This window comes from Neochlamydia sp. AcF65 (assembly GCF_018342435.1).
GTDB lineage: Bacteria > Chlamydiota > Chlamydiia > Chlamydiales > Parachlamydiaceae > Neochlamydia.
In genome coordinates this window covers 40,198-65,688 of the sequence record NZ_JAEMUE010000039.1, presented here as the reverse complement: position 1 = coordinate 65,688, position 25,491 = coordinate 40,198, and the positions used below count along the sequence as shown (strand labels likewise).

Below are 25,491 nucleotides of genomic sequence, written 5' to 3'. Positions count from 1 at the left end.
TACTAACAAAGCCCTTGTCATTTTACTTAAACTTTTTGGTGGAACCCATCCTACTGTGGCAACGGTTTATAACACTCTAGGAACAATCTACCAAAAGCACGGCAATTTAAAACAGGCAAATGAATATAGCAATAAAGCCCTGGCTATTCGCCTTAAGCTTTTTGGTGAAAACCATCCTACTGTGGCAACCTCTTACAATAATTTAGGCCAAATTTACAAAGTGCAAGGCAACTTAGACAAGGCGGCTGAGTATGCTAACAAAGCGCTTGCTATTGACCTCAAGCTTTTTGGTGATTATCATCCCAGAGCGACAACTCTTTACAACAATTTAGGAAAAATTTACCAAGCCCAAGGCCATTTAGAACAGGCGGCTAAATATATCAAGAAAGCACTCGATATTAGTATTAGACATTGGGGTGTAAATCATCCTACTGTGGCATTAGGTTATGGTGATCTGGGGTCAATCTACCAAAAACAAGGAAATTTAGAAGAAGCAGCTAAGTTCATCAATTATTCGTTCAAAATCCAAATGAATCGGTTTGAAAAAATACATCCTGGCTTAATAGACGCTTAATATACTAGGAAAAATTTATGAAGAACAAAACGATTTAAAGCAAGCAGCTGATTATATCAATAAAGCGCTCGCCATTAATCTTAAGCTTGAAAAGGCAAATGACTCAAATGGAGCTTCCCATCCTGTGAAATATTTAGAATAATCCCTAACCCCAAAATATTAGCCACTAAAGAGCTACCCCCTTGGCTAAACCAAGGCAGATTTAAGCCTGTACTGGGCAATAAACCAGATACTACGCCTAGATTTAAAAAAGCTTGGAAGGTAATTAAAAAAGTAATGACAGCACAAAAATAGAATCCTTCTAGGCTGGAGGAGGCATTAGCAATATAAAAGCCGAGACAAGCAATCGATAGATAAAGAGTAATTAATATACACACACCTATAAAACCAAATTCCTCGGCATAGATAGCAGCAATGTAATCATTCTGAGCTTCCGGTAAATAGCTTAGCTTTTGCATGCTGTTGCCGGGTCCCCTACCTAATAATCTTCCTGACCCAGCGGCAATCTTTGCTTGATAAGGTTGGTGCCCTTTACCTTTAAGATCTAGTTCAGGATTTAAATAAACCTTCAGGCGTGCAGAGACATAAGAAAGATGATAGGCAAAAGCTCCTCCTACACATAGGCAGGCTAGCAAAGGGAGGGCCCAGTACCTCCAGCTGATTTTCATCAAAATGCAAAGCACTAGCACAGACATAGCTATTACTGCGGTGGTACCATTATTAGGTTCTACTAATATTAAAAGCATAGGAATAGCTATCGTACTTACAAGCTTAAGGAAGGCATAAAAAGTAAAGGCTTTTCCAGAAAACTTTAGGTAATGATGAATAAAGTAGGCAGGAATGATGTACTTGACAAACTCTGAAGGCTGTAAAGATAAGCCTAAAATAGCTAGCCAACGTCTAGAGCCATTCACTTCACGGCCAATGCCTGGAATTAAAGTTATGAATAATAGAAAGCTAAAAATGCCTAAAAGCCAGGGGCTCAAGGTTATTAAGGTACGATAGCCTATTTTTGCTATTCCCCCTGCTAGGCTAAGGCCTATAGCTGCATACATAAGCTGCTTAATTAAGGCTTGATGGGTGCTTTTGTTTAATTCCATGTCCATCACTTCAGCTGAAGTCGTGCTATAGACCATGATGAGGCCTAGCACATAAATGATAGAGACACATAAAAAAAGCAGGCAAAAGATAGGGGGAAAGGAAAGAGTAGACTTTTTTCCCATCATTTTTGTGTGCGCATTCATCAAAGGTAGAATCCTCATCCGTTTAACCCTATATCTTTTATCTTACACGAATTCTATCGCCGACTTGGAGATTACGGGCTTTTTCTTCATCCAAGTTATTCATCTTCAATAAATCATCAAACTTAACATTAAATTGTTTGGCAATTTTCCAGGGGTTATCCCCACTTTTAATTGTATAAAGCTCTGGCCCTGCCGAAGAAATAGGAGTAGGCTCTTTGCTGACTAAAGGCTTTTGTTGTCCATGATCTAAATGGTTTTTTTTAGTGCCTACGGGAACTTTTAAAAGCTGGCCAATATTTAAGCGGTTGCTGGTTAAATGATTAACTTTTTTGATAGCTTCTACGCTCGTATTGTTGGCTCGAGCAATTTTTTCTAAGGCATCTCCTTTTTTAACCGTAATGGTCACCAGTTGAGAAGGTTGGGTAGATGCCTCTAAAGTAGAAATTTGCTGAGACTCTGACCTATCGGTAGGAAGAGAGGCGGATAGTTCTTTATCTCCCAATTCTCCTTCCTCTTCCACAAGGATAAGATGAGGACTATCGGCATAGTGTTTCAGCACATTGTCAATTTCATCGCCTGTCTGGGTAGAGCCTATAGAAGTATCAGAGGGTGAGTTAACTAACGCTTGAGAGGAAGGGGTCAATTGTTTATTAGTATCCATGATAATCTGAGGAGCGTGATGAAATTCATCTGTTGGGTCCTCATGACGGACGGCCATCATAAATAAAATAGCTAGCAACGCTGCATTTAATAGGACAGCGATAATTATGGTATCTCTACGATTCATTGTTGAACCTCATCAAGGGTAATCTTTTATTCTAAGGTATTAACTATACGTTTAAATTCTTCTCCTCTATGTACATAGTCGCGAAACATATCAAAGCTGGAGCAGCCTGGAGATAGTAATACAACTTGGCCAGGTTTTGCAAGCGCTGTCGCATCTTTTATTGCTGCTTCTAGGGTAGACCGTTCCTGGACAGGAAAGCTAGAGGCTAAATCATCTTTTATCTTCATCGCAGCTTGACCAATGGCAAACACATATTTAACATGGCCAGCAAAAGCTTTGATCCAAGGTGTATAGGCAGCTCCTTTATCCACACCTCCTGCAATCAGAATTATTTCGCCTTTTAAAGAAGTGACTGCACGGATAACAGCATCTACATTAGTTCCCTTGCTATCATCATAGTAGGCTACTTCCTTGAAAGAACGCACAAATTCAAGACGATGGGCAGGCTTTTTAAAAGTTGAAAGGGCGTTAAAGAATTGTTCAGAAGTGACTCCCTTTTCCTTGCATAATGCGTAAGCAGCCAGCATATTTTCTACATCATGATCCTTTACACCCTGATAAGCTAAAGGTAGAGGATAGGGGTCTTGATCTTTTCCATAGATAAAGTGATGATCCAAGTAAAAGTTACATGAAGAAGAGTAGCCATAGGTTAAAGGCTTAAAAGCTCCTAAAAGCTTTTTATATTCGTTATATACAGCCTCATAGACATATAAATTCCCTTCAGGCTTTAAGCAATCTTTAAGATGGAGTTTTGTCGCCGCATACGTTTGCAGGTCAGGGTAACGATCGAGATGATCAGGGGTAATATTTAAAACCACACCTGCATCTATTACAGCGCTTTGGAGAGTTTCTAATTGAAAAGAACTCAATTCTGCCACCAATATATCCTCTTCGGCACCCACTGTCAAGGCATCTAATTCTGCTGTTAGAGGGGCTCCTAAATTACCTAGTGCACGCGTAGCTTTACCACTAGCATTTAGAACATGAGCGACTAGCAAGGTGGTAGTGGTTTTACCATTGGTACCGGTAATGGCTAATAAGGATTGATTGATAAAACGTGCAGCTAATTCTACTTCACCTAAGATTTCAATACCTGCTTGCCGGGCTTGGAGATAATGGGGATTGGAAGGAGGAACGCCAGGTGAAACCACAATAAAGTCAAAATCTTGAATTTCAAGTTTCTCAGCCTCATGTCTGGCTACAAGCCCTAAAGTTATCAAATCTTTGATTTCTTGGTGATTTTTCAATAATTCTAAGTTGTCATCAACGCCCCATACATAAGCTTGTCTTTTAAGCAAGAAGCTTGCAGCTGCACGTCCACTTAAACCTAATCCAATTATTAAGACTCTCTTTTTCTTTAGCTTCATTGTAGGAATTCTTATTGAAATTTGAGCGACGCAATGCCAAGTATGCCTAATAGCAAGCCGATGATCCAGAAACGAGTTACTACTTTCGTTTCAGCCCACCCCATATACTCGAAATGATGATGCAAAGGCGCGCATAAAAATATACGCTTTTTATTGCGGTATTTATAACTTAGCACTTGAAGGATGACTGATAGCGCTTCAGCGACAAATATCCCTCCAACAAGGCCTAAGAGCAATTCGCGTTTTAACAAGACAGCCGATACTCCTATGATCCCTCCTAAAGCTAGGGAGCCAGTATCGCCCATAAAAACTTGAGCAGGATGGCTATTATACCATAGAAAGCCTAAGCAGGCGCCCATCAACGCGCTTAGATAAATAGCTATTTCCCCACTTCCTTCAATATAAAGGATGTTTAAATAGCCCGCGATCTGGATGTGGTTAGAAACGAAAGCAATTAAAGCTAAGCAACCCGCTACGATAATTAAACATCCTGCCGCTAAACCATCTAAGCCATCGGTCAAGTTCGCCGCATTAGAAGAACCGGTGATTACAAACATGATAAACAAAGCGGCTACTAGAGTCAAGGCCCCCTTAAGAACCAGCCAGTGGTTTTTAATGAAAGGTAAGTAAATACGTGTCGCATAATCTTTCAAAGAAATTGCTGTAGGACCCGAGGAATGAGTAGCCTCTTGTTTCACCACTAGCGGACCCCATTTAGTCTTAGTGGCTGTTTGCTCTTTAACAATAGGAGGGGCAAACCAATTTTTCATCTGAATAGAGGAAGAAACGGAGGGACAAAGCAGGTATAAAGCTATAAAGGCTGATAAGGTAAATTGATAAAATAGTTTTTTCTTACCTGATAAACCTTTAGGATTTTTATGTTTAAGTTTCAAATAATCATCATAACCCCCTACCACTCCTAGCCAAACGGTAGTGATAAATAAGATGAGAGTAAACACATGACTGATATCCATCCATAAGAACATAGAAATTAACATTGAAAAAAGAATTAAAACCCCTCCCATCGTGGGAGTATCTTTCTTCTTTTCATGCAACTGACCTAGTAAAGGACAGTCTTCGACTCGAATAGTTTGGCCAATCTTAAGCTCGTAAAGCTTTTTAATAAAATAAGGTCCCAAGAAAATGCTAATGATTAAGGAAGTTATAGCTGCCAATATCATACGAGTGGAATAGTAGGTAAACACCATAGGAACTTTAATATTCAATGTGTATTTCAACCAGTCAACTAAAAATATGATCATTGGGGCCACTCTCCCATTCCTCTAATAATTTTGATATCTGGGTCCCTTTTGATCCTTTAATCAGCACCACATCCCCCTCTTGTAAATAGCTCTTTAAAACATCTACCAACTCTGCACGATGATTATACCAATAGGCAGATCGACCGTACTTGTGCCAACAATCAAATATCACACGGCTTTCTGCACCATAACAGAACATACTATCTACCTGATTTAAAGCATACTCTCCAATTTCCTCATGAGCTTTTTTAGAAAATTGACCTAACTCTAGCATATCGGCTAAAACGGCTATCTTACGCCCTCCTTTTTTAGGAGAAGGGATATTTTTAAGAGCAGCTTTTACAGAAAGTGGTGAAGCATTATACACATCATTGATAAAAAGAATTCCTTTTTTTTCTATCAGCTGCCCTCTTGATGCGGGCAGAACTAGCTTGCTCATACCCAAAGCAATCTCCTTGGGGCTCATACCGAAATATTCTGCACAAGCGACTGCAGCTAAAAAATTAGCTTGATGATGCTTTCCTAAGATAGGAAAGCTACCCAGCTTATAAATTTGCTCTTTTGATCTAACAGCTAGACCATCTGTTTGAGTAGCAGCAATACTATAATCAGCTAGGGGATGATCAAAAGAAAAAGATAATTTTCGACAAGACCCTATTTTTATTATCTCCGAATAATTAATGATGTCTCGATGAAGGATCGCTAACGCGGTACTAGCATGGGTTAATATTTCAGCTTTCGCATAAGCAATTGCCTCTAATGAATCAAAGTTACAAGCATGTGCCAAGGCAACCTGGGTAATTATGGCGCATTCAGGCGGGGCTATATCAATGAGTGCTTTTAGATTTCCCGGATGGCTCATCCCCATTTCTAAAACGATGATCTCTTCTTGACCCTCTGTATGATTAAGAATAGCTAAGGGCACGCCAATCTGTGAGTTACTATTGCCGGGAGAAGAGGATACCTTAAATTTTTCTTTAAGAACTGTCGTAATAAAATCTTTAGTAGTCGTTTTACCTACAGAGCCGGTCACTGCTACCACGCGAGCTTTAGACTGCTTAATAATCAATCGAGCTAAATTTTGCAGAGCTAGTAAAGGATTTTCTACGCGGATTAATAGCATGCCATAATCTGGGCCATCATAATCCCTGCTAACTACAGCTCCTTTCGACCCTTGAGAAGCTATTTTCTCTAAAAAATGATGCCCATCAGTTTGAGCGCCAGGAAGGGAAAAAAACAAATTTTCTGGCCGGTGCAAACGGCTATCTACACTCACGCCTGTAAAGACAGCCTGATCTTTTGGCATCGGCATGCCAAAGATAGACGCAAGCTCTTGAACATGAAAACTGTGCATAAATTTTATGGCAAAAAATAAGAGTACTAGTAAGGTTAGTAGAAAAATAATAGGTTAAGCTGCTGAGCTATTCCAAGCAAGAAAAATAAAAGATTTTTCCCTTGCTAAATGTTCAACTTATGACTGGAGGCTTTTTCTTAAGCAGAAAACATCTAAAGGAGGATAAATACGCTCATCTTTTTTAAACTAAATCCCGCTTTTAGGCTCCCCCCTAATCCCTCTTCGTAAGAGTCGGCATGCTCCTGTTGAAAAAATCAGTCTCTTCGCAAACTTTTTGGTAAAAAGGATGTTATTGCATAACTGGCAGAGTAGGAGAAAAAATAGTGATTTAAATCTTATATTTCTTTCCATTAACGTATACTTAAAAAAGAGAAATCAATGGTTTAAGCAAGAGTAGAAAATTTATTTAAGTTCGCTATAGAAATCTTCTCAAATTAGCCCAAAAGGTTTCAATAGGATTTAAATTCAGAGAATAAGGCAGCAAAAATAACATCTTACACCTGCCTTTTTGATAAGCTCATGGGTGGTTTGGGATTTATGAAAGATAGTATTGTCCATAATTACAAGCCGACCTGCTTTAAGCTCTGGCATCAATATTTTCCTAGCCAAAAGTAAAATAAAAGGGAATTACAAGTACCTGTATCCCACATTCCGCAGGTTGTAACAATCCCAAGATATTATTTTTTAGTATTAAGGAATAGAATTTAAATTAAAGAATTAATTTTTTTAACGAGTTAGCAATCAAGGAATTAAATTCAAAGAGGGGAACGTGGGCCCCCAGTTTTTTTAGAAAAGCCTATTTGTGTTCCTCCCTAAGCAAAGAAAGCGAAAACATGGAAGATGAAAAAGTATTGTAGCAAGGACTTTACCTCCGTAGGACTGTTTTTACACTATGCAATGAAATTGAGATAAGGGAATATGATAAATTAATTAATCCATCATAATCTAAATGCTATTATGACTATAGGAGGATTGATTAACTATTTAATGAGTAAGAGTTTATGTTTTGACTCAAGCCTCATTTCAGAAATTATAGGTTAATGGAAATTAACCCGCGGAATGTGGGCTGTATAACTAATTTAAGTATTAGAAAAATTTTCGCTAATTAACATAGCCTACCCGAACATCTCAACTTTGGAGGAAACCGAGCATTTCCAAAAACCTACTTGGCTAATCCCTACATTCTGTAAGCAGACTCAGTTTTTAACTGGAAAAACGACCATGAAACTATCACAATTATAGAGGCTTAAAAATTTGAGGATCATAAAAACCTTTGTCTACAATTTCTAAAAGTCGCAGCGCTGCATGGCTTGGAGCGCGGGTTCCGGATTCCCAAGATTGAACTGTTTTTACACTTACATTTAAAACTTTTGCAAAAATTCCTTGGGAATAATGATTTTTCTCTCTGATTCTTTTAATATCGATAGCCTTATATTCATTTGGAGGCTCAGGGATTTCGATAAGCTCTGACTTAAGCGTAACCTTTCTTTCTGTGAATGCTAGAGCTTCCTCAAGCCCTTTTTTAAGCCCTTTAAATAACTTACTCATTTTTAATCCTTTTTTTGATTGCTTCAGCTATTTGTTTTAACTCCCCTTTCTCTTCTTGGGATAAATTTTCTTGCTCATTTTTTGAATAAATGAACAACAAGAAAAGAATTACTCGATCTTCTATATTTAAATAGCATACTCTAAATCCACCCCTTTTCCCTTTAGAAGTTGATTTCAAACGAGCTTTCCTTATTCCCCCTGTTCCAGTAATTACATCCCCTTGCTCTGGGTTTTCGGCTAAGCTTTTTTTGAAATCATCGAAATCTTCCTTTTTTAGCTTTCTTTTCTTTATGAGCCTTTCAATCTCTTCTTCGAAAATTTTTGTCTGTAAAATCTGTCTTTTCATAACTTAATTGTACTACCTTGTAGGATAGATAGTCAAATGCTTTCTATTTTGTATTGCATAAGTTAACAGCCATTCTAATATGCCATCTTTATAATCCGCTTATCAAGCTATCATTTTTAATGCATTTGCCTTTATAGACATTTTTTGAGAAATTAATTTTTTAATGCTTTAAAACTTGCATCAAGCATTTAATGTAGAAGAGATAAATTATACAAGTCAGCTTCTAGGGAAGATATGATAAAATCTCGATACAGCTTATGACCAGCCACTGATGTATTTGATTTCTTTATACAAGCTCATAAACTTCCAGCAAGTCCTGCTCAAGCCCCTATACTGTAGTTATAGTGATTTAAATTTTATACTTCTTATCATCGACATATACTTAAAAAAGATTAATTAATGGTTTGGCAAGAGTAGAAGATGTGCTTAAGTTTGCTGCTACGATCTTCTTAAAATTAGGCCAAAAGGTTTCAATAAGGTTTAAACCTGGAGAATAAGGCGGCAAGAATAAAATCTCACATCCTGCCTTTTTGATAAGTTCATGAGTGGCTTGCGATTTATAGAGGGTAGCATTATCCATAATCAGAACTTGCCCTACTCTAAGCTCGGGTATCAATTTTTTTTCTAGCCAAAAGTTAAACACAAGAGAATTACAAGTACCTGTATAACAAATCTGAATAGAATATAATTTTTTAGGGATAAACGCAATTTTGCCCTTCAGTAGCTAATGTATCCGCCTCTTGTACCCATCCCCCTCCTAAAGCTTTATAGACTCCAATAAAGGTAGTATAGGTAGCACTGCGAGCTTGCACTAAGTTAAGCTGTGCGGAAAACAGATTTCTTTGGGCATCCAAAACATTTAAGTAATCCACCTGGCCATTATCATAGGCTAGTGAAGCCAGTGCAAGAGATTTTTGTAAAGCTTGCACTTGATCTTTTTGTATTTCTAATACTTCTAAGCTCTTAGAATGGCTAATTAATGCATTTTCTACTTCTTTAAAAGCAGTTTGTATAGTGTTATAGTAAGAAAACAACGCTTGCTTTTCTTGCGCATGCGCCTTATCTAATTGAGCAATGTAGAGACCCCCATTAAATATCTGCTCGCTAAAAGTTGTACCGACTTGCCAAGCGCAAGCAGCACCTTTAAAAAGCGTATTTAATGCAAAGCTTTGATTTCCATAATAACCGGTAAGAGATATACGAGGGAATAGATTAGCTTTAGCCACTCCCACATTGGCATGGGCAGCTATTAAATTCAATTCGGCTTGCATCACATCTGGCCTTTGCTCTAGCACGTCGGAAGGCAATCCAGCAGGAATGGAAGGAGGTTGCGCAAGCTCTTCAAGTATTTTACCCCGCCTAATATTACCGGGATTACGCCCTAGTAAAATACATAAAAGATTTTCTTGCTGAGCTACATTAACTTCTAGTTGTTTAACAAGGCTAGCAGCAGTGTCTCTTTCTGCGCTTGCTTGGGTAATAGGTAATTCAGAACTTTCTCCTTGCTCCCATTGATCTGTCATCAATTCCAAAGACTCTTGAAAGGAGTTTAGAGTTTGCTGCGCCACTTGCAATTGCTCATCATATTGCCGTAAAGTAATATAGCTATTGGCTAGCGCACTTACTAAGGTAAGGATAACAGTGCGGCGCGCTTGAATTTCCCCTAAATATTGAGCTAAAGCCACATCAGAAGCAGAACCTAGACGTCCCCAAATATCTAATTCATAAGCACAAGATAACAAGGCAGAAAAGCTATTTATTAAACGTAAGTTTTGCGCAAGACCTAAATTAGACTGAGCCGAAAGCCCTTGCCTTAAGGCGCTACCATCCCCCGTGATTTGAGGAAAAAGCTGGGAGTTAGTGGCTCTGAATTGGCTATAATAAGCTTCTACCGAAGCCATCGCTGCTTGCAGAGTGTAATTATTTTTTAAAGCTTCTATAATTAAAGCTTCTAATACAGGATCGCCTAGTTGCTGCCACCAATAGATATTTGCTAAGCCACACGCCTCATGAACAGGCAAGCGCCAATTTTCAGGAACATTGACAGGGGGACGTGTATAATTTGGCCTAAATACACAAGAGGAAACTATAAATAAGCCTATACAGGCGAGAAAAAAACGCCCGCCTTTGTAAGCTTTTGCCTTTAAATTATACATTTGTCTTGTCCGATGTTTCTTTAGAAGTTTGTATGGATGGATAGCCAGCTTTTTTTCCTCTCCAATTTGCTATTTCTTCTAATAGCTTATAGAAAAATGGAACAAAAAAAATAGCTAGAAAGGTAGCTGTTATCATTCCCCCTAAGACGCCCGTGCCCACCGAATTACGGCTGGCAGCTCCTGCTCCTTTAGCCATAAATAAAGGCACAACGCCTAGTATAAATGTTAATGAAGTCATCATAATAGCTCTTAAGCGCAGCTTTCCAGCTTCTAAAGCCGCTTCTGCTAAAGGCAAGCCTTCTTGGTGCTTGATCACCGCAAACTCTACAATAAGAATTGCATTTTTTGCAGAAAGAGCAATTAAGGTAATCAAGCCTACTTGAAAATAGACGTCATTGCTCATTCCATTCATCCACACAGCCAAAAAGGCTCCCAAGAGGCCAAAAGGCACTACCATTAAAATGGAAAAAGGCAGAGACCATTTTTCATAAAGGGCTGCCAGTATCAGAAAAACCATGAATAGACCCGCCGCCATGACTTTAAGGCCTGTGCCTACCATTTTTTTCTCTTGATAGGATTGTCCCCCCCATGAGAATGACATTTCAGGAGGAAGTATCTCTCGCGCTATCTCCTCCATAGCAGCCATGGCCTGGCCTGAGCTAAAGCCTGCCGCTGCACTTCCATTGATTCTGGCGGCATTAAAACTATTAAAGCGGCTAATCAGAGAAGGCCCTTTGATATTACGTATATTTATCAAGGATTTTAAAGGAACCATGCTTGCATTTAAAGATCTGACATAGATCTCTCCAAGCTTATAAGGAGTACTACGGTAAATATCTTCTGCTTGCACATAGACGTTATATACGCGGCCAAACTTGTTAAAATTGTTAACATATAAAGAGCCCATCATGGCTTGTAGAGTTTGATAAACCTCAGCAATGGAGACAGCCATGCTTTTAGATTTTTCACGATCATAGGAAAGAAAAAATTGTTTAGCCGTAGCGTCAATATTGGTAGAAACACCCCTAAGGACAGGACTTTGGTTAGCCTTAGCAACAATTTCTTTTGCGTATTTTTCCAAAGATTCAATATTACCTGAAGATCTGGACTGTACCCAAAATTCAAAGCCGCCCACACTGCCAATGCCTTGAATAGCAGGTGGATTGAAAGGAATAACCACCGCCTCTTGCAAAGCTGCATATTTAGGAGCTAACTGCTGCAATAAGGCTGGAGCCGCTTGATTCTTGCCCGTTCGCTTACTCCAATCTTTGAATACGATAAAATAGCTAGATTGGTTATTTCTATTTAAACCATCTAATAATCCAAAACCATCTAGGGCAACCACATCGGTGACAGCAGGATGAGTCTTGGCTAGGTTATCTATCTGGCTAGTTACAGCATCGACGCGATGTAGGCTAGCCCCATCGGGCAGCATGCCGACTGCCATGATATAACCTTGATCTTCGATAGGAATAAAACTAGAAGGTACTAGTTTATACATAAAACCTACGGCCGAGCAAACGATTACAAAAATAGATAGAGCCCATAGAGGATTCATAAGGAGTAGGCGTGCAATTTTTACATATCGATTTCCCAACCTTTCAAAAGCATGATTAAATCTAATCGTAAATTTTGAATCCTCTTTTTTATGCTTCAACAATAGAGCAGCAAGCGCAGGACTTAAGGTTAACGCAACCACGCCTGAAATCACCACGGCAATGGAAATAGTAATAGCAAACTGACGATAGAGCTCGCCTGTAATTCCACCTAGAAAGGCTACGGGAATAAAGACTGCACACAGTACAAAAACAATGGCTATTACAGGACCTGAGACTTCGGCCATGGCTTTTTTAGCAGCTTCTGGGGCTGATAATTTTAAGGCGCGCATATTATGTTCAACATTCTCAATAACGACAATTGCATCATCGACTACAATACCGATAGCCAAAACCATTGCAAATAATGTTAAAGTATTGATGGAGTATCCCAGAACAAGCATCCCTGCAAATGCTCCCACGATAGATACAAGCATGGCAAGCATCGGAATCAAGGTAGCCCGCAAATTTTGCAAGAAAAGAAGCACCACTAAAACCACTAATATGGCAGCTTCTAAAATAGTAATGGCCACTTCATGAATAGAGGCTTTTACAAATTTGGTGGTATCATAAGGGATAGTATATTCGATGCCGTTGGGAAATCTGGTAGCTAATTCTTTCATCTTCGTTTTAACCTTATCGGCAACTTCTAGAGCATTGGCTCCATATTGCTGATAAATAGCAATGGCTGTCATCGACTTATTATTAAGCTTAGCATTTACGTCATAATTAGCAGCACCCAGCTCAACTTCTGCTATATCTCTCACAAAAACCATCGAACCATCGGCATTTGCTTTGATAATAATGTTTTCAAATTCTTCTGCCGTCGTTAATCGCCCAGTAGCTAGCATGGGTAAAGTTAGCTCAATAGGTAGAGAGGTAGGGTTTCCTCCTATCATACCAGCTGGTACCTGGCTGTTTTGCTCCCTAATAGAATCCACTACATCGGATGTCGTAATTCCCAATTGTGCCATCCGATCGGGTTTAAGCCATATGCGCATCGCATAATCTCGAGCCCCTATAATGCTAACTTGGCTTACTCCGGGAATCAACTGTAATTCAGTTACCACATTAATAGTGGCATAATTACTCATAAAAATATCATTATAACGACCATCCGGCGATTGCAAAGCTACAAACAAAAGAATATTAGGAGTCTGCTTTTGTACGATTACTCCCTGGCGTTGCACTTCCTCAGGTAATTGAGCCAATACCTTACTTACGTTGTTATTGACATCAATTTGGGCTTTTTTAGGATCAGAACCCACTTCGAAATACACATTCAAAAGATAATTGCCTGAAGATGAATTTTGGGAAGACATATAAATCATATTCTCCACCCCATTGATTTGCTGTTCTAAAGGAGCGGCCACGCTATCAGCAATGGTTTGGGCCCCCGCGCCTGGATAATAGGTAGAAACTTGGATAAGTGGGGGGGTAATGTTGGGGTACTGCTCAATCGGCAAATTCATTAAAGCAATGAAACCGGCAAACATGATAATAATCGACAAGACGCTAGCAAAGATGGGGCGGTCGATAAAAAAGTTGGAAATTTTCATTCTTTATTCCCCTATTTGGGGCAAGATGGGCTCTTGCTTGTGACTCTTATCCACCTTAATTTCCTTGGTGACCTTGATGGGAGTGCCCTGTCCCACTTTGTTAATACCATCGACAATCACTTGGTCTCCCTCTCTCAATCCCTCTTCTATAATCCAGTCATCGCCATACCAATCTCCTACAGTCACATTTTGTATGGCAGCTTTCCCTTCGCTTACGATGTAAACATACATCCCGGTCTTACTTTCCAAAAGGGCTTTTTGAGGAACATAGATGGTGTTAGGTTTAATAGCTCCTTTAACCTTGACGCGGACAAATTGACCCGGCTTAAGAATAAGGTTAGGATTAGGAAGCTGGGCACGCATCGACAAGGTGCCTGTTTTTTGATCATAGGTGGGAGCAGAAAAGTTAACTTCTCCTCGAAAAGGATACCGGCTGCCATCCGCTAATATCACCTCTACCCCATAATTTTTATCCTTTGGTAAAACTAACGTACGATTTTTAACCTCTTTATCTATTTTTAAAATCTCATTTTCAGAAATACTAAATGAAATCCAGATAGGATCCAAAGCTGTGATAGAAGTCATTAGCTGATTAGAGCCAGGGGAAATAAGAGCGCCTTGACGATAGCTTGATTTTCCCGAAAGACCGTTAATAGGAGAAGTTAGGAGAGTATAGCTTAAATTAATTTCCGCCACCTTTAAAGCAGCCTCTGCTACTTGCACACTAGCTTGGGAAGCTGATAAATTGGCTGTAGCCTCATCTAAATCTTTTTTGCTGGCGGCATGTTTGGCATACAAAGGTGTTAAGCGCTCTACAGTTTGTTGTGCATTCCATAAAAAAGCTTTTTCTCTTGCTAGGTTTCCTTTTGCTTGTTCAACAGCCGCTATAAAAGGAGTTTGTTCTAATTTGAAAAGCAGCTGCCCTTTTGTTACTTCGGCCCCCTCTATATAGGCGATCTCTTCCAAGTAACCTTCTACGCGGGCACGGATTTCAACCTGATGAGAACTTTCGGCATAGCCCACCGATTCATAAATCCAGGGAATAGTGGTTTTTTGAATAGTTAAAGCACTTACTTCTACTAAAGGAGGAGGAGGCAAGGATTTTTCACCTTTGCATGAAGTAGCTAGCAAAAGCATTAAAGCTATTAATAAGAAGGGGCGTAAAAAATCTACTTTTATCATAATCTGTCATCTTACGTGCTTGATCAAAATTTTTATCTTGTAGCAGAAGATGGAAATGCAAACAATAAATTTTATCCTTACATTGACTTTTATACTTTAGCGCGTTACACTCCCCCTCTTAAACATCTATTCTTTATAACCTATGGCTTTCCATGATAAATTTAAAAAAGGGAGTTAATTGGTCTCCCACCATTTTTCTTATCATTTTCCAGGCAGCATTAATTATCTGGCTTCCTTTTTATTTTTATTATAATAAGCCTACTTTTTCGATGGGGGCGACAAGCGTGGGGCTTTTATATGCTACTGGCTTAAGCATTACAGGCGGCTATCACCGTTTTTATTCTCATCGTTCTTATAAAACAAATCTTTTTCTAGAAGGACTTTTACTGTTTTTTGGATCCATGGCAGGCCAAGGAAGTGCTCTACGCTGGTCTTACGATCATCGTCTGCATCATGCCTTTGTAGACACTGACCAGGATCCTTACTCTATCCAAAAAGGTTTCTGGTACGCTCACTTCTTGTGGATCATCGAGAAACCTCAGCCCATCAACCCTAAAGTAGTTTCTGATTTAATCAGCAATCCTTTAGTTGTTTTCCAACACCGCTTTTACCTGCTTTTATTTATTTTAACCAATTCATTAGTTTTCTTCAGTTTAGGCTGGTTTTTAAATGATTATATAGGAGCTTTAACTTTTGCCGTAGGAGTAAGATTATTTTGTCTTTATCATTCCACCTGGTTCATTAACTCTCTTGCTCATACCTGGGGAGATCAACCCTTTTCACAGGAGCATTCGGCCGTTAACAATTATATCATTTCTTTTCTGACTTTTGGAGAGGGATATCATAACTATCACCATACCTACGCTAACGATTATCGCAATGGTATCTATTGGTATCAGTTTGATCCTACGAAATGGCTGATCTGGCTACTTAGCAAATTAGGTTTAGCCTATCATTTACGTAAGACCGATAAGTACACTATCAAAAAGCGAATGGTGACAGAGCATGCCTACTTGCTTCGAGAAAAATTAGTAAAGTCGTGGGAAAGCAAAAGGGTAGAATGGGATCCTATCATTAATGAATTGTCTAGTAACATAGTCAGAAAGATGACAGATTTTTCTCAGCTTAAGAGCCATTATGGAGAGTTAAAAGCGCATTGCACCGAAACTCCTTTATTAAAAGAGATTAAAAGGGAAATGAAAGCCTTACAAAAAAGCCTTCGTCAAGACTGGAAAAAATGGTGGCAGCTTTCTAAAACAATAATGACCCATGCCTAAAGAAAAAGAAGCTTTGAATGCGGCGTGTGGGCAACGCTTTCAAAGCCTTTCAAAGGAAAGAAGCCTATAAAGCTTTTGTGTTCATAGATAAATGGATTCAATTTTAAAGTCTGCTTTTTTTATCCCCGCTTCTAACTTATCTTGTATTTTATTTTTAGTCTCTTGCCAAAGTCCATCCTCTTTAGCGGACATCTCATTCAAATAGGTTTCTATCTCTTTGTAAAATTTATTTAGCTCACCATAGAATTGCTGATGATCTTCTTTGGTTTCAGACTCGGCAATATTTGGAGTAAAGGAAGGAGCTACTTTGATCTCATGCTTTATCCATTGGATAATTACCCGAGCAAGATCAATGGCTTGATGCTGCAAAGGGATCTCGCCTTCATCATAAGGATCAATAATGACACTGTGATCTTCTTTAGTACGGACATTACCAGGCGATAAGTCCGCAATGTAATAAGCCGGGTTAGCAAATATCTGAGAAAATACATCCTTTATATCTTTAAAAGCAGTTTCTCCGGCAATATATTCATAAATGTAGTAGCCTCTCTCCCAAATATCCTCAATGTTATAAATATGGGCAACAGATATTCCTTTCATCTGAGGAGTCAAATTTAACAGTTTTTTATAAGCCCTTTCCGTAGTGATAATCGATTGTTTTCTCTTCATTTCACTTAATGTATCATCTCTCAATATTTTAATCACCAGATCAACATTTTCCACCTTCCATACATGATGAAAATCTCCATGCCCTAGATAAGTTAAAACTAATTTCTCTCCTTTTTTTATCAATATTTTCCCCGCTTTATCCTCTAAGTCCGGGCCCTCATAGAGCAGACCTTTTTTATCATCCGGCAATAGCTCCAGCTCAGGTTTTACTAATTCTTGTTTATAATAGGAAAGAGGAAGAACAGCACTTTGAGTTAAAGCATTTTGCTTTTTTTCTTCTTTTGGCGGAAGTGAAAATTGCAAGCGCTGGGGCTTCTCAGCAACTTTACCTGCACCAGGAAGGGAAAAAAGTTTTCGAGCTAAAACAGAACTTTTTGAAAGCATCGTAGGTTTAGTGCCAGCAAATGGCAAAGGTGGAAGAGAAGAGGAAGTCCCAAAAGCGATCTTTAACGCAGGCTTATTCTTAGGCAAAGCTGTCTCATCAAAATCTAATTTGCGATGCTTACAATTGAGGCTATCTACATCCTTTTCATCATGGCTAAGCTCTTCGATGGTTCTTGCTCTTTTTGTACAAGGCGGGAAAGATAGCTTTTTGGGCTCATTTAAAGCAGCCCCGAAGTCTAATTTTATCCCCAGACTGGTTTTGGGTGAAGGAGTATCCTCCTGTTCTAATTTAGGTAATTTAAAAGGAGGTAAAAGCAAATCTTTTTCTTCGTTTCTAGGATGTTTTCCTCTAGAAGCGCTATTTCTACTTGGCGTAGGTGGGGGTTGCTTAGGCTCACGAGGGGGTGAAAGATTCTTGAGGTAAGAACCGTTAGGGGAAATGTTCATTTTATCTCCATATTAGCAATAAATCTATATTTATGGTAAATATTGTAGTTAACCACCTTATAAACTTCAATATAATAAAATATAAAACTTAATATTATTTAAAAATATATTTATATAAATAAAAAATTTAAGCTTAAGTCTTTAAAATCAGTCCAACATTTTTATATTGACGGTATAAAAGGTGATAGGATATAAGGTTCTCTTGCTTAACTAAGGTGGCATGGCCAAGTGGTAAGGCAGAAGCCTGCAAAGCTTCGATCCCCAGTTCGAATCTGGGTGCCACCTTAATTTATTAGGCTTTCCAGCTCTCTCTTAACATTAACTCATTCTTAAAAGCTCTTTACCCTCTCTCTTCGAGGTATTTAATTTGCTATACCTAGTTGCAACACCGATCGGTCACTTAAAAGATATTACCTTAAGAGCAATTGAAACTCTGCAAGCCTGCGATTATATTTTATGTGAAGACACACGGCATAGCCTGATCCTACTTAAACATTATGAGATTCATAAGCCTTTAATTAGCTTTCATAAATTTAATGAAGCTTATAAAGAAGAACAAGTTATCCAAGATTTAAAAAACAGCAAAACCATCTGTTTAATCTCCGATGCAGGTACCCCTGGTATTTCTGATCCAGGTGCTCGCCTGGTTAAAAGATGCCTACAAGAAAATTTAAAAGTTTCCTCTATTCCCGGCGCCTGTGCAGCCATAAGCGCTCTATGCATTTCAGGATTGGAGACCGACCATTTTTTATTTTATGGTTTTCTGCCGCGTCCACAAGGCGTCTTAATAAAAGCTCTTGCAGAAATTTTAAACCAACCTTTTACCTCCATTTGTTATGAATCCCCTGAACGCATTCAGAAGGCATTAGAAGCCATCCATCGTCTAGATGCTCATCGCGAAGTCGTTATCGCCCGTGAGCTTACCAAAAAATTTGAAGAAGTAGTGCGCGGCACAGCCCAGCAATTAATTGCCCGTCATTTAGAGAAGAAATTCAAAGGTGAAATTGTGTTGCTCATTGCTAAAAATTCTGGTCCTTCTTATGAAGAATGGGCCGACCTACCAATTGAAGCACATGTTTTTAGGCTTCAGCAAGAAAATGCTATCTCTTTACCAGAAGCCATCAAACAGGTCGCTACCCTGCGTTCTATTCCTAAACGACAAGTTTACAATAAAATTCATCATCCTAAAAAACTTTAGTTTTTATTTGATTTTTTTACCTTTATACTCTACAGTACCCACTAAAAACTGCTTTATTTAATTAAAGCAGTCCAAACATAAAGGAGAAAAAGTGGTAAAGTTTTCATTTAAAAAAATGATAGCCTCTCTGTGCTTCGTGCCCTGTCTTGTCCTAACACCTACAAGTGCCCACGCTGTTATTGCTAGCGTAAAAACCTTTGGTATGGCAGCTACCGGTATTGCTTACCCTCAAGATGCTCAAGCAGCTGTTTTTAATCCTGCCGGGATGGCTGACGTGGGAGATCGCTATGATCTAGGATTTGAAGTAGCCCGTACCTCACGCCAAGCTACAGTTAGAGGTAATCTTTCACCTCTTCCCGGTGTAAATGGCAAATTTGACGCCAACCATAAGGCAAAATATGCTTACAACGGCGATTTTGGTATCAACAAAATGTTGGGAAACAACATGTCGTTAGGCTTAGTTGTTTATAACCGCAACTTTAGCAAGACCAAATATAAACATGCATTACCTTTGTTTGGCACCTCCAAAGTAGGTATGGAATATGCTCATGAAACCATTTCCCCCACATTTTCCATCAAATTATTAGAAAAACATAATTTTGGTGTTTCTCTTAATTATATGATTCAACGTCTATGGGTTCAAGGGTTGCAAAATTTTGCTAAAGAAGCATTTGGCGTAGGCATTTTCAGCAAATTTCCAAAATATGTGACGAACCATAAATATAGCTATTCACAAGGGGTAGGCTTTACCTTCGGTTATAGATGCCAAGTGGCAGATAGATTAAGCGTTGGTGTCACCTATCAGCCAAAAACTTACATGAGCAAATTTAAAAAATACAAGGGTTTCTTAGCAGGAAAAGGAAGACTTAATATCCCTCAAAAAATTGGGGCAGGTTTTGCTTGGCGTCTACTCCCCTATGCAACCTTAGCCTTTGATGTCGAATATATCAATTGGCGAAAAGTAAAAGCCCTTCACAGGCCTTTACAGGATAACTTAACAGCTCATAAGCTTGGCGCCCATAACGGTACCGGTTTTGGTTTCCGCGATCAATGGTTTTATCGTTTAGGCTTAGATTACGAACTTACCGAATGGTTAACTGTTCGTGCTGGCTATCGCCATACTCGAGCTCCTATCAAACGCTCTCAAACAGCTGTCAATGTTTTGACTGTTGACACCATCGAAGATTACCTTACACTAGGTGCGACCGCTTGTCTTAACTCGAGTAATGAAATCTCGATATTTTATGGACATGGTTTCAGCCATAAGATTAAGGGTAAAAACTCTATTCCTCCTTCATTTGGCTTAGGAGAAGCCAATATTAAACAGTCTGACGATGTACTTGGCATCTCTTGGGGCCATACCTATTAGACAAGTTTAATATGGCTATCAATTAAACGCTTAAGGGCTAAAACTTTTGTTTTAGCCCTTTTTTATTTTAATGCCTTTTTATAAACTTTTTCTGAAGCAAAAGCTTGCAATCATCTCTAAGAATGTGCCTCGAAACTCTTGCTTATTGATAAAATGAAAGCAGACTCCAAAAAGGAGGAGCATCATGCGTGAAAGCTATCCTGAGGATTTAAAGTGATAAAGAGTGGGAAGAAATCAAGCCTATTTTCTCTGTTTTCTATGAAAAAGAAGGGAAGCACTGTAAATCTTCTAAATGAGACTTATTGATGCTATCTTTTATATGAACTATACTGGATGCCAATGGAGACATCTTCCTCATGATTTTCCTCCTTGGAAGACAATGTTTGATTGTTTTTCTAGGTAGAAGCTTGCTGAGAAATTTGAGGAGATGAATGCTACCTAAGAAAGAAGAAAAGATATTAGTGACTTTTGATGAGACGGAAAGCTCTCTACATTCTTGGAATCTTTTAAGCATATGATTTGTTCCTTTAACCTATTAGCTGATGAAGACGCAAGCCATTTCAGTTACAAGCAAAAACGCTGCTTTATTATATTTGGAATATTTTCCAGCGGATTTTCTTTCACCTGAAGCTTTCGTAGAGCTGGTAGCTGTCCTATCTCGGCAGGGAGTGAGGTAAGGTGGTTGTTGTTTAAGTAAAGACACTCCAGCTGAGAAAGCTGTCCTATCTCGGCAGGAAGAGAGGTTAGCTGGTTGTTATCTAAGTAGAGCTCTTGCAGCTGAGAAAGCTGCCCTATCTCTGCAGGAAGAGTAGCAAGCTGGTTACCTTCTAAGTGAAAATATTCTAGCTGAGATAGCTGCCCTATCTCTGCAGGAAGAGTAGCAAGCTGGTTACCTTCTAAGTAAAGCTCTTGCAGCTGAGAAAGCTGCCCAATTTCCGCAGGAAGAGAGGTTAGCTGGTTGCTGCTTAAGTAAAGCTTTTGCAGCTGCGATAGCCGCCCTATCTCTGCGGGAAAGGCGGTGCGTTGGTTATTGCTTAAGTTAAGCACTTCCAGTTGCGATAGGTGTCCTATCTCTGCTGGAAGGAAAGCAAGCTGGTTGCTGTTTAAGTAAAGCTCTTGCAGCTGAGAAAGCTGCCCTATCTCTGCTGGAAGGAAAGCAAGCTGGTTGTTGTTTAAGTAAAGCTCTTGCAGCTGAGAAAGCTGCCCTATCTCTACAGGAAGAGTAGCAAGCTGGTTACCTTCTAAGTAAAGCTCTTGCAGCTGAGAAAGCTGCCCAATTTCCGCAGGTAGAGTGTTTAGCTGGTTGTATTCTAAGTTAAGCATTTCCAGTTGCGATAGGTGTCCTATCTCTGCTGGAAGGGAGACAAGCTGGTTGCTGCTTAAGTCAAGTTTTTGCAGCTGCGATAGCTGCCCCAACTCTGCAGGAAGGGAGATAAGCTGGTTGCTGCTTAAGTTAAGCGCTTGCAGTCGAAGCAGATGGCCTATCTCTGCAGGAAGGGAAGTGAGCTGGTTGCTGCTTAAGTAAAGGCCTCTTAGCTGTGATATCTGCCCTATCTCTGGGGGTAAAGAAGTCAAGCCAGTTCCTGTTAAATTTAAGCTCGTAATATTTTTGCCATATCTTATGATCCACTCTCTAAACAGCTCTCCTTTCTTTTCTAAAGGCAAATACTTGATTTTTTCTTGGTCTAAGTATTTCTCTCCACCAGGAATTTTTTTCCACACTAACAGGCGATTAATATTCACCAGATGAGAAGAGTAATTAGTCAGAGTAAGATATCTTTTTTCCTCGGTTATCCATTTAAATTCTAATTCTAAAGGTGAAAGAGAGCTAGCTAGAGTGAAGGTTTGTTTAAAGATGGCATTTACCTTTGCTGTTTTGGAAAGCTCTTCTTCTAGCTTATAAATCCTATCTAGAACAATAACCTGCTTAGCAACATCTCCTTGAGGAACATGCACTTTACCTATTTGCCAATAAAGAGAAGGCATGACCTCGTTAGTTAGCAGATGGCGCCATCTTCCACATACGCTAAATAAGGAAGGGCTAGCACAAGCCTTTAAAATAGGGACTAGTATTTCATTAGGTAAATGCTCAATGTTGGCAGAAGAGCTAGGGTTCATTGTATAGTCTCTTTAATTGTCATGCATATTTTTAATCGTTTTTTAGGCAATATATAGAAAAGAACACAAAACATACAAGAAAATATTAGAAACAAGACCCTTAGCCTTTAAGTTTGGAAGTAGTGAAATATCAAATGGATGTAAACAGAAGTATTGGCAAGAAGAAGATAAGGAAGGATGAATACATACTAAAAGCGTAGCAAAATGAGATTGCATATGCTCGAAAATGGTTTAGTAAGATGTTATAGATATATGGAATAAAGATTGGATTTGATGAATTATAAAAGTGCTTTAGATAAAGTTTTATCCATTGGCTTTAGGCGAGATAGAAGATAACCTTAAGGTATGCCAAACGAGGCTGAAAATAGCGGGAGCGTGGCGGAAGATAGAAAATGTTCATGCAATGCTGAACTTAAAAATAGGTAGATTAGATGATCTCATTGGGAAGCTTACTGGAATTCTTATAAAGCTGCTGCTTAGAAAAAATTGCCAACAATTTTTTTATACCCTCCTAGAGACTCTAATAAGCTTTTTACTTGCCACACTACTTATGATTTTGCTATGTTGATTAGACTTTTCACCTGGAGATTCTAGCTATGGCCTTCCATCCACATAAAGACCTTAAATACATTCTACACCCTTATATATTCGTGCTTAAAGAAAACCAAGGAATCCAAAACGACCTTTTCGACTATTCACTGTGGATGATGCGTATTTCTCCTGAAACTATACGTTCTCCTAAAGGCGTCGAAGGGAAAAAAGGAGTAGTGGGGAACGATTTTGATGCTCTTCAAGCGCATCTAAATTTTTCTTCCCTTCTATAAAAGATTTAGAAAATTAAACCTTCGAGAATAAATTTTGACAACTAGCACTCTTCTGATTGAAGTGCTAAAAAAATCTAAAACTCCTTGCAAACTTTTCCCGATTCCTATATCTTTTGGTTTTCAAATTAAGGTAGAAAAATGAATTTAACTTCTGCGATTCACTGCCTAGCAAATGTAGTGATTAGTACAGATAGAGGTATAGGCAATCTTTTATTTTCAGCTTTTCTAGCTAACAAATTAAGTAAACACTATCTTCGCTCGCCGGGTGAAATTGAAACTAGAAATCTTGGTAATTTACAGAATTTTTTAAAGACTAGGACAACCTCTTAGAATGGATCTGCCTTTTGATAAAGGGGTCTCTATCCTTTGAAAGCTAAAAAAGCAACCAAAATTTAGGCTAAGCGGACATAAAGGTTACTATAATATCTACCTTACAAGGGTAGGATAAAGTATTTAGGATGGATAGATTAACAAGTGAATGGTTTCAGTTTATCTAGTCCCCTAACTCTATAATAGGCAATTAAAACAAACTTTTTTTTGTATTTTAAATAACTTGTACAATTCGTTGACAACAAGGAGTAAAGAACAATGTCTTCTGCACCAAAACAAATTATATTTGAAGAAGAAGCTCGCGAAAAGCTACTTGCGGGTATTAAAGAACTTTCTACAATTGTAGCATTCACTCTTGGACCACGGGGTCGAAACGTTGGCTTAGAAAAATCCTGGGGAGCACCTACCATCACTAACGATGGGAGCACGATTGTTAAAGACATTAGCTTAAAAGATCAGTATAAAAACATGGGCATTTCCATGGCTAAAGAAGCCGTACAGAAGATGAAGGAAACCTGTGGGGATGGAACTACGCGAGCCACCTTACTTTTAGGAGCGATGGTAGAAAATGGCATTAAATTAATTGCCTCCGGTGCAAGCCCTATCAGCGTGAAAAGAGGGATTGACAAAGCTGTTGAAGCAATAGTGAACGAAATAGATAAGCAAGCTATCTCTGTACAAAGTGATCGGGAGATCCTTTCTATTGCCAATGTGGCAGCTTCTGGTGATGAAGAAGTGGGCAAAATGATTGCCGAAGCTATAAAAAAAGTAGGTAAGAATGGCGTAATCACCATTGAAGAGGCCAAAGGGACAGATACAACTTTAGAGATGGTAGAGGGGATGCGTTTTGACCGTGGCTACTTGAGCGCTTACTTTTGTACGAACAACGACAAAATGATTGTCGAAATGGAAAATCCTCAGATTCTTCTTATCGATCGTAAAATTAATAGCATTCATGAATTATTGCCCATCTTGCAGTCAGTCGCTACCACAGGTAAAAATCTACTCATTGTTGCTGAAGATCTAGAAGGAGAGGCATTATCTACACTGGTAGTAAACAAACTAAGAGGAACTTTGAAAGTAGCTGCGGTAAAAGCTCCCGGATTTGGGGATAGACGAAAAGCTATGCTAGAAGATATTGCTATCTTGACTGGAGCAGGAGTCGTGTCGGAGGAGACAGGAATTTCCATGAAAGAAATTCCTGATCATGTCCTAGGGTCTGCTGAAAAAGTTATCATCACTAAAGAGCATACCACTATTATGAATGGTGCTGGCCAGCCCGATGCTATCCAAGCCAGAGTGAAGCAAATTGAAAACGAAATTAATAATACCACTAGCACTTATGACAAAGAAAAGCTAGAAGAACGTAAAGCTAAATTAAGTGGTGGAGTAGCAGTCGTTCGCGTAGGAGCAGTGACTGAAGTCGAGCTCAAGCCCAAAAAACAACTTTTCGAAGATAGTTTAAACTCTACCAAAGCTGCTATTGAAGGTGGCATTGTGCCTGGTGGAGGGGTGGCTTTCATTCGTGCTAGCCAAATTGTCCCTACCCTTAAACTGGAAGGTGACGAAGCTCTTGGAGCTAAAATTGTGGCCACTGCCTGCGAGGCCCCTCTTAAGCAAATCGTATTTAATGCTGGACATGATGGATTAGTGATGCTAGCAGAAGTGCGACAAGCAAGCGCCAACTTTGGCTTCAACGTAATGAGTGAAAAGATTGAAGATTTAGTAGCTAGTGGCGTAGTAGACCCGGCTAAAGTCATAAAAAATGCATTAACCTATTCGGCTTCCGTAGCAGGTATTGTGCTGATTTCTGAAGCGCTTATCGGCGATGCTGAAGAAGAGGAAGAAAAACAGAAATAATAAGGGTGGAGTGTAAGCCAGATAGAGGATAGAAAAACTAA

Annotated in this window: 21 protein-coding genes and 1 tRNA gene; 9 read left to right on the top strand and 13 right to left on the bottom strand. The window is 39.0% G+C overall.

The window, feature by feature from the left end; translation table 11 throughout:
- Positions 1-574 (top strand): tetratricopeptide repeat protein (locus NEOC65_RS04525; RefSeq protein ID WP_213155892.1); only part of this gene is annotated, 574 nt, incomplete at its 5' end.
- Between the two features lie 80 nt (positions 575-654).
- Here NEOC65_RS04525 and ftsW read toward each other — a convergent pair.
- The 11 genes from ftsW to NEOC65_RS04470 form a co-directional block, all read right to left on the bottom strand.
- Positions 655-1,818 (bottom strand): putative lipid II flippase FtsW, encoded by a 1,164-nt coding sequence (gene ftsW / locus NEOC65_RS04520; protein WP_249299051.1) that lies wholly within the window; start codon positions 1,816-1,818, stop codon positions 655-657.
- 37 nt (positions 1,819-1,855) lie between these two features.
- Positions 1,856-2,605, bottom strand: a complete 750-nt coding sequence (locus NEOC65_RS04515) for a LysM peptidoglycan-binding domain-containing protein (protein ID WP_213155890.1) — start codon at positions 2,603-2,605, stop codon at positions 1,856-1,858.
- 26 nt (positions 2,606-2,631) lie between these two features.
- Positions 2,632-3,972: a UDP-N-acetylmuramoyl-L-alanine--D-glutamate ligase gene (gene murD / locus NEOC65_RS04510; RefSeq protein ID WP_213155888.1), complete on the bottom strand. Its 1,341-nt coding sequence runs from the start codon at positions 3,970-3,972 to the stop codon at positions 2,632-2,634.
- An 11-nt stretch (positions 3,973-3,983) separates the two neighbouring features.
- Positions 3,984-5,234 (bottom strand): phospho-N-acetylmuramoyl-pentapeptide-transferase, encoded by a 1,251-nt coding sequence (gene mraY / locus NEOC65_RS04505; protein ID WP_166155559.1) that lies wholly within the window; start codon positions 5,232-5,234, stop codon positions 3,984-3,986.
- Positions 5,215-6,540 (bottom strand): UDP-N-acetylmuramoyl-tripeptide--D-alanyl-D-alanine ligase, encoded by a 1,326-nt coding sequence (locus NEOC65_RS04500; RefSeq protein ID WP_213155886.1) that lies wholly within the window; start codon positions 6,538-6,540, stop codon positions 5,215-5,217. The genes mraY and NEOC65_RS04500 overlap by 20 nt, the downstream gene beginning before the upstream one ends.
- A 1,284-nt stretch (positions 6,541-7,824) precedes the next feature.
- Positions 7,825-8,136: a helix-turn-helix domain-containing protein gene (locus tag NEOC65_RS04495; protein ID WP_166154811.1), complete on the bottom strand. Its 312-nt coding sequence runs from the start codon at positions 8,134-8,136 to the stop codon at positions 7,825-7,827.
- Positions 8,129-8,482, bottom strand: coding sequence for a type II toxin-antitoxin system RelE/ParE family toxin (locus NEOC65_RS04490; RefSeq protein WP_213155884.1), 354 nt, complete (start codon positions 8,480-8,482; stop codon positions 8,129-8,131). Before NEOC65_RS04490 ends, NEOC65_RS04495 begins: the two co-directional genes overlap by 8 nt.
- A 382-nt stretch (positions 8,483-8,864) precedes the next feature.
- Positions 8,865-9,155 (bottom strand): transposase, encoded by a 291-nt coding sequence (locus NEOC65_RS04485; protein WP_349305295.1) that lies wholly within the window; start codon positions 9,153-9,155, stop codon positions 8,865-8,867.
- 19 nt (positions 9,156-9,174) lie between these two features.
- Entirely contained in the window at positions 9,175-10,638 is a 1,464-nt protein-coding gene (locus NEOC65_RS04480; RefSeq protein WP_213155880.1) for an efflux transporter outer membrane subunit, read from the bottom strand.
- Complete coding sequence (locus NEOC65_RS04475; RefSeq protein ID WP_213155878.1) at positions 10,631-13,792, bottom strand: efflux RND transporter permease subunit; 3,162 nt, start codon at positions 13,790-13,792, stop codon at positions 10,631-10,633. Before NEOC65_RS04475 ends, NEOC65_RS04480 begins: the two co-directional genes overlap by 8 nt.
- A gap of 3 nt (positions 13,793-13,795) precedes the next feature.
- Positions 13,796-14,974 (bottom strand): efflux RND transporter periplasmic adaptor subunit, encoded by a 1,179-nt coding sequence (locus NEOC65_RS04470; RefSeq protein WP_213155877.1) that lies wholly within the window; start codon positions 14,972-14,974, stop codon positions 13,796-13,798.
- Between the two features lie 152 nt (positions 14,975-15,126).
- Here NEOC65_RS04470 and NEOC65_RS04465 point away from each other — a divergent pair, with 152 nt between their 5' ends.
- Complete coding sequence (locus NEOC65_RS04465; RefSeq protein WP_213155876.1) at positions 15,127-16,251, top strand: acyl-CoA desaturase; 1,125 nt, start codon at positions 15,127-15,129, stop codon at positions 16,249-16,251.
- 81 nt (positions 16,252-16,332) lie between these two features.
- On the opposite strand, the gene NEOC65_RS04460 is transcribed toward NEOC65_RS04465, so the two are convergent.
- A complete protein-coding gene (locus NEOC65_RS04460; protein ID WP_213155875.1) occupies positions 16,333-17,751 on the bottom strand; it encodes a hypothetical protein in 1,419 nt (472 codons plus the stop codon).
- A gap of 214 nt (positions 17,752-17,965) precedes the next feature.
- Here NEOC65_RS04460 and NEOC65_RS04455 point away from each other — a divergent pair.
- From NEOC65_RS04455 to NEOC65_RS09955, 4 genes are all read left to right on the top strand, one after another.
- Positions 17,966-18,036: transfer RNA gene (locus tag NEOC65_RS04455), tRNA-Cys, on the top strand.
- Positions 18,037-18,118: 82 nt separating this feature from the next.
- Entirely contained in the window at positions 18,119-18,949 is an 831-nt protein-coding gene (rsmI, locus tag NEOC65_RS04450) for a 16S rRNA (cytidine(1402)-2'-O)-methyltransferase (RefSeq protein ID WP_213155874.1), read from the top strand.
- 91 nt (positions 18,950-19,040) lie between these two features.
- Positions 19,041-20,318 (top strand): OmpP1/FadL family transporter, encoded by a 1,278-nt coding sequence (locus NEOC65_RS04445; protein WP_213155873.1) that lies wholly within the window; start codon positions 19,041-19,043, stop codon positions 20,316-20,318.
- Between the two features lie 292 nt (positions 20,319-20,610).
- Positions 20,611-20,721, top strand: a complete 111-nt coding sequence (locus tag NEOC65_RS09955; protein WP_213155871.1) for a transposase — start codon at positions 20,611-20,613, stop codon at positions 20,719-20,721.
- A gap of 161 nt (positions 20,722-20,882) precedes the next feature.
- On the opposite strand, the gene NEOC65_RS04435 is transcribed toward NEOC65_RS09955, so the two are convergent.
- Complete coding sequence (locus NEOC65_RS04435; RefSeq protein WP_213155870.1) at positions 20,883-22,436, bottom strand: leucine-rich repeat domain-containing protein; 1,554 nt, start codon at positions 22,434-22,436, stop codon at positions 20,883-20,885.
- Positions 22,437-23,032: 596 nt separating this feature from the next.
- Between NEOC65_RS04435 and NEOC65_RS04430 the strand changes: the two genes are divergently transcribed.
- The 3 genes from NEOC65_RS04430 (at position 23,033) to groL (ending at position 25,450) form a co-directional block, all read left to right on the top strand.
- Positions 23,033-23,260 (top strand): hypothetical protein, encoded by a 228-nt coding sequence (locus NEOC65_RS04430; RefSeq protein WP_213151044.1) that lies wholly within the window; start codon positions 23,033-23,035, stop codon positions 23,258-23,260.
- A 138-nt stretch (positions 23,261-23,398) separates the two neighbouring features.
- Positions 23,399-23,590, top strand: a complete 192-nt coding sequence (locus NEOC65_RS04425) for a hypothetical protein (RefSeq protein ID WP_213155868.1) — start codon at positions 23,399-23,401, stop codon at positions 23,588-23,590.
- 258 nt (positions 23,591-23,848) lie between these two features.
- Positions 23,849-25,450: a chaperonin GroEL gene (groL, locus tag NEOC65_RS04420; RefSeq protein ID WP_213155866.1), complete on the top strand. Its 1,602-nt coding sequence runs from the start codon at positions 23,849-23,851 to the stop codon at positions 25,448-25,450.
- The last annotated feature ends 41 nt before the right edge of the window (positions 25,451-25,491 follow it).